General features: G+C 41.0%; 10 protein-coding genes. 8 read left to right on the top strand and 2 right to left on the bottom strand.

Annotation, left to right across the window (positions count from 1 at the left end; translation table 11 throughout):
- Window positions 1-57: 57 nt before the first annotated feature.
- The 4 genes from L3V41_RS14040 to rluB all read left to right on the top strand — a co-directional run bounded on the left by L3V41_RS14040 (window position 58) and on the right by rluB (window position 2,810).
- Entirely contained in the window at window positions 58-492 is a 435-nt protein-coding gene (locus L3V41_RS14040) for a hypothetical protein (RefSeq protein ID WP_062568909.1), read from the top strand.
- A gap of 205 nt (window positions 493-697) precedes the next feature.
- Window positions 698-1,222 (top strand): EF-hand domain-containing protein, encoded by a 525-nt coding sequence (locus tag L3V41_RS14035; protein WP_062568910.1) that lies wholly within the window; start codon window positions 698-700, stop codon window positions 1,220-1,222.
- 128 nt (window positions 1,223-1,350) lie between these two features.
- A complete protein-coding gene (gene scpB, locus L3V41_RS14030; protein ID WP_237115147.1) occupies window positions 1,351-1,941 on the top strand; it encodes an SMC-Scp complex subunit ScpB in 591 nt (196 codons plus the stop codon).
- Entirely contained in the window at window positions 1,938-2,810 is an 873-nt protein-coding gene (rluB, locus tag L3V41_RS14025) for a 23S rRNA pseudouridine(2605) synthase RluB (RefSeq protein WP_062568912.1), read from the top strand. The genes scpB and rluB overlap by 4 nt, the downstream gene beginning before the upstream one ends.
- Before the next feature lie 73 nt (window positions 2,811-2,883).
- Here rluB and L3V41_RS14020 read toward each other — a convergent pair whose 3' ends face one another.
- Window positions 2,884-3,627: a YciK family oxidoreductase gene (locus L3V41_RS14020; RefSeq protein WP_062568913.1), complete on the bottom strand. Its 744-nt coding sequence runs from the start codon at window positions 3,625-3,627 to the stop codon at window positions 2,884-2,886.
- A 227-nt stretch (window positions 3,628-3,854) separates the two neighbouring features.
- Here L3V41_RS14020 and L3V41_RS14015 point away from each other — a divergent pair, with 227 nt between their 5' ends.
- Window positions 3,855-6,287 carry a VolA/Pla-1 family phospholipase gene (locus L3V41_RS14015; protein WP_237127958.1) on the top strand — a complete coding sequence of 811 codons (2,433 nt, stop codon included), beginning with the start codon at window positions 3,855-3,857 and terminating at the stop codon, window positions 6,285-6,287.
- 101 nt (window positions 6,288-6,388) lie between these two features.
- Window positions 6,389-7,405 (top strand): protease SohB, encoded by a 1,017-nt coding sequence (gene sohB, locus L3V41_RS14010; protein WP_062569396.1) that lies wholly within the window; start codon window positions 6,389-6,391, stop codon window positions 7,403-7,405.
- A 51-nt stretch (window positions 7,406-7,456) separates the two neighbouring features.
- Here sohB and L3V41_RS14005 read toward each other — a convergent pair whose 3' ends face one another.
- Entirely contained in the window at window positions 7,457-8,788 is a 1,332-nt protein-coding gene (locus tag L3V41_RS14005) for a dicarboxylate/amino acid:cation symporter (RefSeq protein ID WP_062568915.1), read from the bottom strand.
- Window positions 8,789-8,981: 193 nt separating this feature from the next.
- Here L3V41_RS14005 and L3V41_RS14000 point away from each other — a divergent pair, with 193 nt between their 5' ends.
- On the top strand, window positions 8,982-11,972 hold the full coding sequence (locus L3V41_RS14000) for a hypothetical protein (RefSeq protein ID WP_062568916.1): 2,991 nt from the start codon (window positions 8,982-8,984) through the stop codon (window positions 11,970-11,972).
- Between the two features lie 306 nt (window positions 11,973-12,278).
- On the top strand, window positions 12,279-14,945 hold the full coding sequence (gene topA / locus L3V41_RS13995; protein WP_062568917.1) for a type I DNA topoisomerase: 2,667 nt from the start codon (window positions 12,279-12,281) through the stop codon (window positions 14,943-14,945).
- Window positions 14,946-14,964 lie beyond the last annotated feature (19 nt).

The raw sequence follows: 14,964 nt of genomic DNA, 5'->3' as shown, positions 1-14,964 counted from the left end.
GTTTATATAATGCGCGCAGATTAACCGTTCAAATTATGTACACTTAAAAGGTAAACCATGAAAAAACAATTAGTGATGCTTTCTCTTGCATGTATCTCATTTGGCTCATTGGCAAGCAATCCACAGTATTTCTCAGCTGATAATCGTATTGAATCTAAGTTATGTAGTCTGAGTGCAAACGAAGGGTTTACCGCTGCACGTAAAGAAGCGACAAAGCATGGTATTGCGATGTCGCGTTTTTCTAAAAGTATTGAGTGTAATGGTGTCGACATTCGTGACATTGCTAAAAAAGCAGAGTTACAAAAAGCGACTTCGAAAGTATCAGTTGAAGTTTTTGCTAAAAATGAGCAAAAAGAAACGCAACTTTGCATCACAGCACTTAAGCAAGGTTTGACACCTGTACGTGAAAAAATTGGTAACTTAAATACCTTAAAATGTAACGGTGAAGCAGTAACAGAGTTCGTTAAGCGTTACCAAAACGCGGCTATTTAATCGGTATGCTAAACTTATTTGTAAAAAGCGCTCTTTGGAGCGCTTTTTTTATGAAAAAATTACAGTAAGTATGAAAAGCTTGCTAAATCATAGTCTTAACCACAACTTAACTGCTTTCTAAGTGCTTGATTTTAGGCTGTAAGGTGTTTTGGCATTCAACTTGTATTAGTCCAAGCGAATCTAATCGACTACAAGGAAATGTCTTATGAACAAGTTAACTCTAGCATCAACAATTTTAGCGGCTCTTAGTCTTTCAGCATGCTCTGCAAGCAACTCTTTAGCAAAAATAGACAGCGATTTTGGCAGTTTAGATAATGATAACGATGGTTACATCTCTAAAACAGAAGCAGATGATGATGCAATTTGGGCACATTTTTCAAATATCGATACTAATATGGATGAACAAATCAGCCGAAGTGAGTTTAATGCTTACATGCAGCTTAATACGGGTAAAGTTGCGGAAGATAGCGAAGTCTCTGAGTCGGCGTTTAAAGCTGAAATAGCTCAATTTGATCCTATCGAAAATGATTTTAAATCCTTAGATAACGATAAAAATGGTTATATCTCGGTTGAAGAGGCTGATGATGACGATATTGCCAACCATTTTGGGTATATGGATACTAATAAGGACAAGCGCGTAAGCCGTAATGAGTTTATTAGCTACATCACTGAACATGGTAGTGATGTTGCTGAAGATGACGCATTAGACATGGTTAAAAAAAGCTCGTAATTTAGCTCAAATATAAACATTGTTTGGAGCCAGTGAATTACACTGGCTTTTTTTGTAATAATTTTTCCAACCTAGCAAGACTTCTGTCATAATAGAGCGTTAGTGATTTAAATGACCTATAGTAACCCATGGCCGCAAAACGTATTAATGATGAACAGTTAGTCGAAATCATAGAAGCCGCGATTTTTGTAGCAGGTAAACCTTTATCTAAACGTCATTTAAAAGAGACAGTATTGGCTGATTTAAGCGTTTCTATGGCACGCATTAATAATGCAATTGAAAACATTCAAACCCATTATCAAACACGCGGCATAAAATTGGTTGAAGTTGGCAGCGGTTATCGATTTCAGGCCTGCGCAAGTTTAGCACCATGGCTTGCAAATCTTTGGCAAGAGCGCGCACCTAAATACTCAAGAGCACTATTAGAAACATTATCTTTGATTGCCTACAGGCAACCCATTACGCGTGGTGAAATCGAACAAGTACGAGGGGTTACTGTCGGCTCAGGGATTATTAAAACCTTATTAGAAAGAGAGTGGATAAGGGTTGTAGGCCACAAAGAGGTACCAGGACGTCCGGCTTTGTATGCTACAACATCCGCTTTCTTAGACTATTTTTCATTAGCTGGTTTAGATGAATTACCACCCTTACCTGAATTACAGGAAAGTAAAATTAACCAGCTTTTGAGCGATCCTTCTGTGAGAGAACTATCTGAATGAGTAATGTAGAAACTGAAAAGTTACAAAAAGTATTGGCCCGTGCTGGTGTGGGCTCACGTCGTGAGATGGAAAAATACATTGATGCAAATCGAGTAAGTGTCAATGGCAAAGTGGCTCGTTTGGGCGATCGTGTTGAAGCAACTGATGTAATTCGTGTTGATGGACATGTAGTAAAAGTTGAAGATAAAGCTGACCGGATTTGTCGTGTGCTTATGTATAACAAGCCAGAAGGCGAGTTATGTACTCGCAAAGATCCTGAAGGTCGCCGTACTGTGTTCGATCGTCTCCCTAAAGTAGATGGTGAGCGTTGGATTGCTGTGGGTCGACTGGATATTAATACCGCTGGATTAATGTTGTTTACCAATGATGGTGAGCTTGCTAATCGCCTTATGCATCCCAGCTATGAAGTAGAGCGCGAATATTCTGCACGGGTATTTGGTGAAGTAACGAATGAGACCTTACGTAACTTAACCAAAGGGGTTGAACTGGATGATGGACCTGCGAAATTTTTAAATATTAAACCATTAGGTGGTGAAGGAATAAATCGTTGGTTTAATGTTACCTTAACCGAGGGACGCAACCGCGAAGTTCGTCGTTTATGGCAATCACAAGATGTGGAAGTATCTCGTCTTATTCGTATTCGTTACGGTAAGTTAGAGCTAGATAAACGCTTGCCTCAAGGTGGGTGGGCAGAGCTTGATTTGGATACAGTTAACTATTTGCGTAAAACTGTTCAATTGGGTCGTGAAACGCAAACAAAATTATCAGTTATACCTGAAAAGCGTAAAGAAAAACGGGCCAAGATAAACCAAATTCGTAAAGCTGTTAAAAAGCATAATCAACGCGTTAAGCAGCCTAAGCGTCGTTAGATACTAGAAAATAAAAAACCTTACTCGAGAGTAAGGTTTTTTATTGGTTAATCATTCGTCAACAGCACAAAAGTTATTTTTGTTGCGCATCTAAAGATTGACCATTGATATCTTTTGAGTCATCACTCATTAGATAAAGGTAAGTAGGCATAAGATCCTCAGGGGTTGCTAACTTATCTTTATCTTCTCCTGGATAGGCTGATGCACGCATAGACGTACGCGTCGCGCCAGGGTTAATGCAGTTAATGCGGATATTTGTTTTTTCTACTTCACAAGCCCATGTTTGCATCATGCCTTCTACTGCAAACTTTGAAATAGCATATGCACCCCAAAATTCGCGACCTTGGCGACCTACACCTGAAGAGGTAAAAATAACCGATGCGCTAGGTGATTTTCTTAAAATAGGGAACATGTACTTAGTGATAAGTGCCTGTGCGGTAACATTAACCTTCATGATGTTTTCAAATGTTGACACGCAGAAGTGCTCAAGCGGACCAAGCGAACCTAGAATACCTGCATTGTTTACTAAGCCATCAAGTTTGCCGAATTGCTGTTCGATTGTTGCAGCAAGGTCACGATAGTTTTGTTTTGTAGCACCTTTAAGATCCATTGGAACAATCGCTGGCTGAGGGCCGCCTGCATTAACGATTTCATCGTAAACAGCTTCTAGTTTGCTGGTTGTTTTACCAAGCAAAATGATCGTAGCACCATGTTTTGCATAGGTTAAGGCTGCTACGCGACCAATGCCATCACCAGCACCAGTAATTAAAATAACTTTGTCTTTTAGCGCGTTTTCTGCGGCTTTGTAATTGTGCATAAAAGTACCATCGGTTAAATTTTTCCATATTTTACCATAGCAAAAAGCCAAGTTATCGAATTTATTGCAAATTAAGGTGGCGAAAATTAAAACTTTACGTTAACTTTAACTGGTCTAATGTCTTATTAATAACCTAATTACATTAAATTAACTTAACTAAAGGTATCTTTTTAGCTACTTTTAAATATGAACACACAATAACAATAAGATTTTCGCGGAGCGATATTATGAAAAAAATGCTACTTTCACTGGCCGTTGCAACAGCCATTACAGGTTGCGGTGGAGGAGAAACATTAGAAGATGTAAAAAATGACAATCCCCCCATTGTGCCAACCGCGACAGTTAAGTTTGACCCTGCTAATGGTGTTATCTCTGTACCCAACGATTTACTCATGAGTGGCACACTTGATGGCACGCTTAATATTCCTGGTGAACTTGATGAGAATAATGTGAGCGTAGAGCGTGCTGCCTATGCCGATCCACAGTTAGCATTAGGTGCACTAGATGGTTGGTCTACACAAACTCCGTTTAAAATCGATCTTACTTTTCCTGCGGGTGTTAGCTTAGATGCTACATCTGCTGCCTCACCTGGCGCAGTGCGCATTTTTGAAGTCGTTATGGGAGCCAGCCAAACGGATGAAGCATGCTCACAAGTACCTGCAGGTATTGCCTGTAAATTAGTGTCAGAGCTCACATTTGGTGTCGATTTTATTACCCAAGGCTCTGGTGATGCTGTGGCTGTTATACCATTGAAGCCGTTTAAAGCAGGTAGTAGCTACATCAATGTTTTAACAACCTCGCTAATGGACTCAGAAGGTCGCTCAATTGAGCCATCATCTACTTATGCGTTGGTTAGTGAAGAAACAACCCTTATTACAGACGCACAAAAATCGTTACAAGCGGTCATCAATAGTTATGAAAACGCTGTAACATCAGGTGGTGCAATTTCTAAAGATGAAATCATTTTTAGTGCGGCTATGACCATGCAGTCGGCAGGTCAAGTACTTGGTACAGTCAAACAATTACTAGCAGCAAGTTTAACGCAAGCGGCTTTACCAAGACCAACGGTACAAATTCCTGAGCAACCAGTGATTACTGTTGAACAAGTATTTGCATCACAAGGGGTAACAGGTTTATCACCTGCTTTTGCTGGGGTTCAGTATCAAAAAGGCAGTGTAATGCTACCTATGTACCTTGGAACACCAACAGGCACTGAGGTAAGTGATTTAGCTGCGACATACTGGCAAGGTATGTGTGACAGCGGTGTAGCGGTACTTGGCTACGCCTCTTCAGCAGGTGCATCGTTCCCGACAGATCCAATTAGTGAAAATGATGCATTATGTATGGCGCTCAGTGGCGGTAAGTTACGTGACCTAGGCCTTGACCAAACTAAGCACTTAACTAAATACAATACAATCCCTAAAACGCAAAGCATTGCGAATGTACCGGTGCAAATTACTAAGCCTATTTTACCCGTCATTAACTTTGTTCGAAGCCAAATTGGTCTAGATGCTTTGGTAATGCCTGAAGGTGGCTGGCCGGTAGTGATTCTTCAGCACGGTATTACGTCTAAGAAAGAAGATATGTTAGCAATCACTGCTCAGCTTTCTATCCAAGGTTTTGCAACGGCTGCTATCGACCACCCAATGCATGGTGAGCGTGGTGTTGATGTAAATGGAGATGGTGTTGACGACTTCAACGCATCAACGGGTTCCGTACTCAGTTACATGAATTTGCAGTCTTTACTTGTAGCACGTGACAGCTTACGTCAATCAGTTGCTGATTTATTGGGTTTACGCTTAGGTTTAAACTTTTCTGGTGCGACTGATTTAAACACTCAAGATGTGTCATTCGTAGGACATTCACTAGGTTCAGTTGTTGCGCCTGCTTTTGTTGCAGTGACGAATAATCCTCTTGATCCTCAGGTTGACCCACTTTTCAATGTGAAGAGTGTTGCACTTGCCAGTGGCGGTGGTGGTATTGCAAGTTTCTTAATTGATTCGGCAACGTTTGGCCCATTCGTGCAAGGTTCGGTGTTACTTGCTGCTGGCATTAGTGAGTCTGCAGAATTTAGCTCGTACTTACAAAATGAAGCTGTGTCTAACTGTGGCACGCTAGCAGCAGATCAAACCGCTTATGTCAGTTGTGGTTACAAAGAGTACATTGGCTCGTTAACAATGGCAGGGGAAACAGCAAAACTAGCAAATATTCAAGGGGTAGTAACACAGTTTGCTTTTGCGGCACAGACAGCCCTTGATAGTGGTGATCCTTCTAATTACGCAGCATCAGTTGCGGCACTTGGCACGCCAACATATATGAGTGTCGTTGTTGGTGATGGCGCTAACAATAAGCCTGACCAAGTTATTCCACCTATGGTAGCTTCTAACCCTATCGCAGGCAGTTTACCACTTGCTAACTTGATGGGCTTAGCAACAGTGGCTCAATCTCAGGGGCCAACAGCGGAGCCTATGAGCTATGTTGTGAAATTTACTAAGGGTCATCACAGTTCGGTATTAACGCCTGTGGCTACGCCTGATTCAGGCGCTACTGCACAGGAAAGTGCAGCTGCAACGTCTGAAATGCAATTGCAAATAGCCACTTTCTTAGCGAGCCGTGGTCAGTACTTGCAAGTCACTAATACCGATGTAGTCACTGACTAAAAACTAAATTAACCAATTAAGTAAAAAGCCACATCATGTGGCTTTTTTTTATGAAAAAGCATGTTAAATTGTGGCGAACTAACATTAAGTGGAGAATTTGTTTGGAATTTTTATACGAATATGGGCTGTTTTTCGCCAAAACCATCACCTTTGTTATTGCCATAGCAATCATTGTCGCAATTGCAGTTGGCGCAGCAGCAAAGCCAAAATCGAAAAAGGGCGAAATACAAATAGATGACTTGAGTGAGCAGCTTGAAGATCTAAAACAGAGCTTTATTGAGAACACTCTTTCAAAAAAGGAGCTCAAAGCGCATTTAAAACAGCAAAAAGCGAAGAGCAAAAAAACCTCAAGTGATGAGAAAAAAGCTCGGCTGTATGTCATCGACTTCAATGGCAGTGTTGATGCCCATGAGGTAGACAGCTTACGTGAAGAAATTACAGCAATTCTTACTATTGCTGACAAAGAAAAAGATAAAGTACTCGTTCGCTTAGAAAGCGGTGGTGGGGTTGTTCATGGTTATGGCTTGGCTGCGTCGCAATTACAACGCCTTCGTAATGCAGGAATTCACCTAACGATAGCCATAGATAAAGTTGCCGCCAGTGGTGGTTATATGATGGCATGTGTGGCGAATGAAATTGTTGCAGCTCCTTTTGCTATTGTTGGCTCTATTGGAGTGATAGCTCAAATTCCTAACTTTAATAAAATACTGAAAAAGAATGATGTTGAGTTCGAACAAATTACTGCGGGTGAATATAAGCGCACACTAACATTATTTGGCGAAAACACAGACAAAGGGCGCGAAAAGTTTAAAGAGGAGATAGAGCAAACTCATGGCTTATTCAAAACTTTTGTTAGCGAGCAACGACCTTCACTTGACATAGATACAGTTGCAACAGGCGAACATTGGTTTGCTACTCAAGCCTTTGATAAAGGGCTTGTTGATAGAATAGATACCAGTGATGATATCCTCTTAAGTCAGGCGAGTGAGCGTCAGATTTACAAAGTGAAATACACAATCAAAAAGAACTTAAGTGATAAGCTGGCGATCGGTTTGAGTACAAGTATCAGTAAGGCTGGAGTTAATTTAGTATCGCGTTTTAAAGGAATGAACCCTTAACGAAAAACGATAAAAAACCCGCATTAATATGCGGGTTTTTCAATGGTGAATCTAGTTTATAGACTTATGATAATCTTCTAAGTCTTTAGCCGCATCAGGGTCATTAAATACATCTTCGTCTAATTGCCCTTCAGACTTTGCAACAACACATGTCACCATACAGTCACCTGTCACGTTAACCGCGGTGCGTGTCATATCAAGTAAACGGTCCACACCAATAATGATTGCAATCCCTTCAACAGGAAGTCCAACTTGGTTTAATACCATGGCTAACATAATCAAACCAACGCCTGGTACACCTGCAGTGCCCACTGACGCAAGTGTTGCCGTTAGAATAACCATTAAGTAATCAGAAATAGATAAGTCGACAGCGAAAACTTGAGAGATGAACACAGTCGCAACACCTTGCATGATAGCCGTACCATCCATGTTGATGGTTGCACCTAATGGGATTGTGAAAGATGCAACTGAGTTATGTGCGCCTAGTTTTTTATTCGCTGTCTCTAAAGTGATAGGCATTGTCGCACTTGAACTTGAGGTACTGAAAGCAAATAAACATGCATTTTTCATTTTCTTCAAGAAAGTTACAGGGCTAAGGCCCGTTAATACTTTGAGAAGGATACTGTAGTTGACTAAGCCATGGATAAATAGGGCTAACACAACAATACTAAAGTAAAGAGCGAGGCTTTTAATTAGTTTCAAATCAATAGTGGTAAATAGTTTCGCCATTAAGAAGAAAACACCATACGGTGCAATATTCATTAATAAAGTCACTAGTTTCAAGATAACGGTATTTAAGTCTTCAAATACGCTCGCGACACGTTTTCCTGCTTTCCCACTAAGAGCCATTGCAATACCAAATAATAATGCAAATACAATAACTTGGAGCATGTTGCCACTGGCCATCGCATCAATAGGGTTAGTCGGAAACATGCCAATGATCACTTGAGCCAGTGTTGGCGCTTCTTTTGCACTGTAATTAGCATCCGATGGTAGGTTAATACCTTCACCTGGGTTAAATATCAATGCTAGTGTAATTGCGACAGTAATAGCGATAGCAGTGGTAAATAAATACAGCAAGATTGATTTTCCACCTAAGCGGCCAAGCTTTTTAGGGTCACTTAAGCTACATGTACCACATACAAGTGAGACAAATACTAAAGGCACAACGAGCATCTTTAAACTAGCAATGAATATTTGCCCACCAACGTGAAAAATACCATCGACAAAAAATGCTTTAATAGGCAAAGAGAATAACCCTAATGGGATAAGGAAATCGTCTTCACCCGCTAAAATTGCCTGAAAAATAAAACCTACTACTACACCTAGCACCATACCAATCATGATGCGAGATGTGAGACTCAATGAACGGACTTTTGACATACACCTAATCTATATTTTTATAAATTTTGCCATAGCCTACCAGCATGTAAATTTTTATACAGAAAAAATCGCTAAATATTGAAATTAATTCGTCCTGAATTGAATAAAAAAATTATGATATTCGTTCAGGTTTTAGGTTAATATTAGGTAAACAACAAATTAAGTATAGAAATAGCTAACTAGGGAGAGGTCGATGCCTTTAATGCGATGGCTGAGTATTATAGTTTTTAGCTCATTATTAGCCGCTTGTGGCGGTGGTGGTTCACTAGAAAAAGACGGCGGGTCTTTAGATGGTTCAGAAACGGTAGAGCCAGGGGTTGTAGAAAACGTAACCTTGAGCTTATCAATCCGTGATGTTAACGGTTTGGAATTCACAGCCGACAACCCTGTTAGTAAAGAAAACAAAGGGACTGTAACGGCAACCTTACTTGACTCAGGTACACCTCTAAATGGTCAACTAATTTCATTTACAACGAATTTTACAGGCAGAATAACGCCTGTTCTTGGTACGGCTCTAACAAACAGTAGTGGTGAAGCGTCTGTTACATTGAGCAGTGGTGATTCAAAAGGGGCTGGACAAGTGCTTGCCAGCTATATGGATGACAATGGTGAAACAATCACGCAAGTTGCTGGTTTTATATCAAATGGTGATGATGCATCAACTGAATTGGCTCAGTATTCAGTCTCGGTTTCATTGCTAACCGGCTGTAACCCTTCATGGGATGAAAATAGAAACAACGTTAGGTTAGACCCAACTTCACAAGCATCTGGTTGTACTGTCTCTAATTCTATTTCTTCTGCTGAGCTAGGTGATTTATTCGTTGCAGTCACGGACGAGCAAAGTGGTGATGGCGTTGCGAACGCACTTGTTGATGTAACGACTGATCTAGGTTCAGTTCTTCCTTCATCTGGCAGAGCATTAACAGATAACTTTGGTATTGCACTGCTTAAATTACAACCGGGTAATACTGGCGGAGCTGGAACTATTTCAGTGTCGTCTTTGGATGAATCAGCGAATATTAACTTTGCTGTTGGTATTGCAGATCTTACTTTGGATGTAGATAACGGCTTAAACTTTGATGGCAATGGTAACGTAATACCGTTAAAAGCAGGGGGGAGTACTGTTATAGAAGTAACTCTTCGTGATGAAGAAGGAAACTTATACACCACACCAACAGATGTAGAGTTTAGTTCTACGTGCGTTGCGAGCAACGACTCAACGATAGATGCTTCAGTAAAATCATCTGGGGGTATTGCTAGTTCTACTTATAGAGCAAATGGTTGTTCAATTGATGATGTGGTAAATATTACTGTTGAAACAGGCGGTAAAAACTTTACGGCCTCAACGACGATTCCTGTTGAAGTATCTGCTGTGCAATCGATTCAATTTATTGATGTATCTGAACCCGTCATTGCACTTCCTCCGGGTGAAGGCGGTTTACCAACTCAATCTGTGGTGCGTTTTCGCTTACTTGATGCCGATGGCATTGTATCACCGCAGCAGCGTATTGATTTTAAATTAACTGACTCAGTTGGCTTAGCGAAGCTTACACAGCGCAGTGCTAACACAGATAATAATGGTGTAGTACAAACCACGGTAACATCGGGTATTGTGCCAGGGCCGCTTGTTGTTAAAGCATGTTTTGTATCGAAAGAGGATGTTGCCGCTTTACCAGAAGGCGATGATTTATCATGTTGGACTGATGAAGTAGAACTTTGTAGCACAGAGCCTAGTAACGAAATCTGCCCTGATGGAACGCTTCATTTAGTTCCACTGGCTGAGCAAATTAATGCTGTTTCATCACAACTCGCATTGTACTCAGGGGTGACTGATCAAAATAGTTTTGACCTAAGCCCGACTGTATTTAATCCTAACGCACTTAACTATAATGGTATAACAATTCCGTTAACCGTGTATTTTGGTGATCAATTTAATCAGTTTAATAGTGACGGGGTTGAGGCAACGGTACTCACAGAGTCAGGTGTTATCGGTCCGCAAAATCGTGAAGCTGTTTGTCGCACCAATAATGCTTTGTGTGAAATTACATGGCGCTCGCAAGGTGAAAGACCTTTTTATGATTATAAATGGGGCAATCGCATTGGTGAAATCGACGGCAACTCTGCAACGAGAGAGGGTTTTAACCCGAAAACAAACGAAATTAACTGCGACCCTTACTTTGGTAATGCAGCGCCATGTATCGGTACTTTATTGCGAGCTAAAAATGATCCTGAAGGGGTTGTGCGCGGAGGCCGAACAAGTATTCTTGCTGTCGCAAAAGGGCAAGAAAACTTTGAGGACGAAGAAACGACAGCTGATGTAACTCGTCGTAATGGTTTGTTTGATATTGGTGAATATTACGCTTTATATGATTTACCAGAAGCTTTCAACGACCATAACGAAAACAACAGCTTCGATAAGGCCAATTGTAGCGATGCTAATCGTGAAGACTATGACGCTGATTCAGACCCATGTTCAGAGAAAAACTCGCGCGGTGGGCATAACGAAACATGGCGCGATCTTAACAACAATGGTGTTTACGACAATGCGGACGGTAAGTACAATGGTTTGCTATGTAGCGAAGCTGCATTTAACGCAGGGCAGTGTACGCGCGAGTTAATAGAGGTTCGCCGACAAATCGAACTTGTCATGTCAGGTGATGAACCGTACGTACGTTTTGCAGTTTTAAAATCGGATGATGTTGTGTCACCGCCTTTTGAAGTTTTAGTCCCTGCTGACTGTTCAGATTCTTTGGCTGGTCAGTTTGAAGTCTCTGATGCACCACAGTGGTGTGATGTTGCAGAGCTTGATTTATCTGTTGCTGCGCGTCCGAATCCAGACTTTGATGCGAACGACCCTAATGAAACTGATCCTGAAACGCTCGATATTGGCTTAGCTGGTATTAATATTCGTATCTATTATAGTGATGAATTTGGCAATCCGTTACCTGCAGGCACACGCGTTTCGATTTCTGCTAATAATGGTGACTTTTCTATTATTCAGCATCAAGAGTCGATTCCTAGCACTAATCGCGATACAACTATGTATTCGGATGTCAGAATTGCGCGAGAAACGGATGGTAACCAAGATCAAGATGGCGTTCTAACGATAACGTTTGAGTTTGAAAACCAGCTTGGTGGAAGCAAAACTGTCAGTAAATCAATTGCAATTTTTGATGACAGATAATCTTTCGTTTTAAGATAATTTTTAAAAAATGCCAGCCATAAGGTTGGCATTTTTGTTGCTGTTCTATATATTCCCCATAAAAATACCGCAAAATGCTAATTTGTCTAAAATAGCAACAAAAATTGTTTAATTATTCAGTCAATATCGAAAAGTTTCGATTAAAAGCTTGTAACAATTGGTGTTTGTAGATATACCTATAAATATTCGTGCTCTAATGTTAATAAATCATACTTATTTAGATAATGTGATGGATATACATTTATAGGAGCAAAAAACTTTAAAATTCTTGGTCAGAAATAGGCAGCTATGGGAAAATCACTTGTAATTGTAGAGTCTCCAGCAAAGGCTAAAACAATTAATAAATACTTAGGTAATGATTTTATCGTTAAGTCCAGTGTTGGGCATGTACGTGATCTACCGACTTCAGGTTCAGGCAAAGCAAAAACGGCAGCAACAAAAACACCTGCTGAAGTTCGCAAAATGTCACCAGAAGACAAAGCTGCCTATAAAAAGCAACGCGATTATAAGAACTTGGTTGCCCGCATGGGAATCGACCCTGAAAAGGGTTGGGAACCACACTACGAAGTGCTACCAGGCAAAGAAAAGGTCGTTCAAGAATTAAAAAAACTGGCAGAGAACGCTGATCAAATTTATCTCGCAACCGATTTGGATAGAGAGGGGGAAGCCATTGCGTGGCACCTCGAGCAAATTATTGGTGGTGAGCCAGAAAAATACAAGCGTGTTGTTTTTAACGAAATTACCAAGAATGCAATTCAACAAGCTTTCGAAACACCGGGTGAACTTAACACTGACATGGTGTATGCACAACAAGCTCGCCGTTTCTTAGACCGTGTTGTTGGTTTTATGGTTTCGCCACTACTTTGGGCGAAAGTAGCCCGAGGGTTATCAGCTGGTCGCGTGCAATCTGTTGCAGTTCGATTACTGGTTGAACGTGAACGCGAAATCAAAGCCTTCGTACCTGAAGAGTTCTGGGATATTCATGCTGATGTCAAAAATACCGAATCAGCATTACGATTAGAAGTTACAAAACACGCTGATAAAGCATTTAAGCCCGTTAATGAAGAGCAGGCGATGTCTGCTGTTAGTGAACTTGAAAAAGCTGACTACAAAGTCATTAGCGTCGAAGAAAAGCCAAGTAAGAGTAAACCGAGCGCACCGTTTATTACTTCAACCATGCAACAGGCTGCCAGTACACGCTTAGGTTATGGTGTTAAGAAGACCATGATGTTGGCACAGCGTCTGTATGAAGCGGGTCATATTACCTATATGCGTACCGATTCAACTAACTTGTCAAAAGATGCGGTTGAAATGTGTCGTGATTACGTTTCAGAGCAATTCGGTGATAAATACTTACCAAAGGCACCTATCAGCTATAGCTCAAAGGGCAATGCACAAGAAGCGCACGAAGCAATTCGTCCTTCAAGTGTAACGGTGCTGTCTGGACATTTAGATGGTGTTGAAGCAGACGCTAAAAAGCTGTACGAGTTAATCTGGCGTCAATTTGTGGCATGTCAAATGGTGCCTGCAGAGTACGATTTAACAACTCTGACAGTGGCTGCTGGTGATTATCAATTGAAAGCGAAAGGTCGTGTACTTCGCTTTGACGGTTGGACAAAAGTTCAGCCTGCTGTGCGCAAGAAAAATGAAGAAGATCAATCCTTACCTGCGGTGAAAGAGGGTGAAGTTCTTACTCTTGTTGAGCTTGATCCTAAACAGCATTTCACTAAACCACCAGCTCGCTTTAGCGAAGCAAGTTTAGTTAAAGAACTTGAAAAGCGTGGTATTGGTCGCCCATCAACATACGCATCAATTATCTCAACGATTCAAGACCGTGGTTACGTACGTGTTGAAAACCGTCGTTTCTTTGCCGAGAAAATGGGAGAGATTGTTACTGACCGCTTAGTAGAGAACTTTGAAGATCTCATGAATTTCGACTTCACCGCTAAAATGGAGGGTCGATTAGATGATATTGCTGAAGGCGAACGTGTTTGGACACAGGTGCTTGATAAATTCTACGCAGACTTTTCTAAGCAGTTAGAAATAGCCTCTGGAGATGAAGAGCAAGGCGGAATGCGCCAAAACCAGATGGTTGAAACAGATATTGATTGCCCAACATGTGGCCGTAAGATGGGTATTCGTACCGCATCAACGGGTGTGTTTTTAGGCTGTACAGGTTACAACCTACCACCGAAAGAACGTTGTACAACAACCATGAATTTGGTGCCAGGTGATGAAGCGATCGCTGCTGATGTAGAAGATGTTGAAACAGAAACATTAATGCAAATGAAGCGTTGCCCTATTTGTGAAACGGCGATGGATTCATACTTAATTGATGAAACTCGCAAGTTGCATGTGTGTGGTAACAACCCTGCATGTAAGGGTTATATTGTTGAGCAAGGCACTTTCAAAATTAAAGGTTACGACGGCCCCATTATCGAATGTGATAAATGTGGTGCAGACATGCAGTTAAAGTCAGGTCGTTTTGGTAAATACTTCGGCTGTAGTAATGAAGAGTGTAAGAATACACGTAAGTTACTTAAAAATGGCGAAGCCGCACCACCAAAAGAAGATCCGGTTCATTTACCTGAGCTTGAGTGTGAAAAGTCAGAAGCTTATTTTGTCCTAAGGGACGGCGCATCCGGTATTTTCTTAGCTGCAAATACTTTTCCGAAATCACGGGAAACACGTGCGCCAAAAGTTGAAGAGCTTAAGCGCTTTAAAGATCGTATTTCAGAGAAGTTTTATTACCTTGCTGAAGCACCGACGCAAGACCCTGATGGTAACCTTGCTGTAGTACGTTACAGTCGTAAAAACAAAGAGCAGTATGTTATGAGTGAAGTCGACGGTAAAGCCACAGGCTGGACAGCACACTACCAAAATGGCAAATGGGTAGAAGAGAGCAAAAAGAAAGCTCCCGCGAAGAAAAAAGCGGCCAGCAAAGCTAAAAAGTAACGTGTCTTTTTATATTAAT

It is taken from the genome of Pseudoalteromonas sp. L21, assembly GCF_021728035.1.
GTDB lineage: Bacteria > Pseudomonadota > Gammaproteobacteria > Enterobacterales > Alteromonadaceae > Pseudoalteromonas > Pseudoalteromonas arabiensis.
Note: the sequence above shows the minus strand (reverse complement) of the source record. Positions and strands in the feature narration are given on the sequence as shown.

Bases quoted from the DNA above. Each gene is read 5' to 3' on its own strand.
- L3V41_RS14040 (WP_062568909.1), top strand. From the start codon at position 58: ATGAAAAAACAATTAGTGATGCTTTCTCTTGCATGTATCTCATTTGGC.
- topA (WP_062568917.1), top strand. From the start codon at position 12,279: ATGGGAAAATCACTTGTAATTGTAGAGTCTCCAGCAAAGGCTAAAACA.
- L3V41_RS14000 (WP_062568916.1), top strand. From the start codon at position 8,982: ATGCCTTTAATGCGATGGCTGAGTATTATAGTTTTTAGCTCATTATTA.
- scpB (WP_237115147.1), top strand. From the start codon at position 1,351: ATGGCCGCAAAACGTATTAATGATGAACAGTTAGTCGAAATCATAGAA.
- L3V41_RS14020 (WP_062568913.1), bottom strand. From the start codon at position 3,627: ATGCACAATTACAAAGCCGCAGAAAACGCGCTAAAAGACAAAGTTATT.
- rluB (WP_062568912.1), top strand. From the start codon at position 1,938: ATGAGTAATGTAGAAACTGAAAAGTTACAAAAAGTATTGGCCCGTGCT.
- L3V41_RS14035 (WP_062568910.1), top strand. From the start codon at position 698: ATGAACAAGTTAACTCTAGCATCAACAATTTTAGCGGCTCTTAGTCTT.
- L3V41_RS14005 (WP_062568915.1), bottom strand. From the start codon at position 8,788: ATGTCAAAAGTCCGTTCATTGAGTCTCACATCTCGCATCATGATTGGT.
- L3V41_RS14015 (WP_237127958.1), top strand. From the start codon at position 3,855: ATGAAAAAAATGCTACTTTCACTGGCCGTTGCAACAGCCATTACAGGT.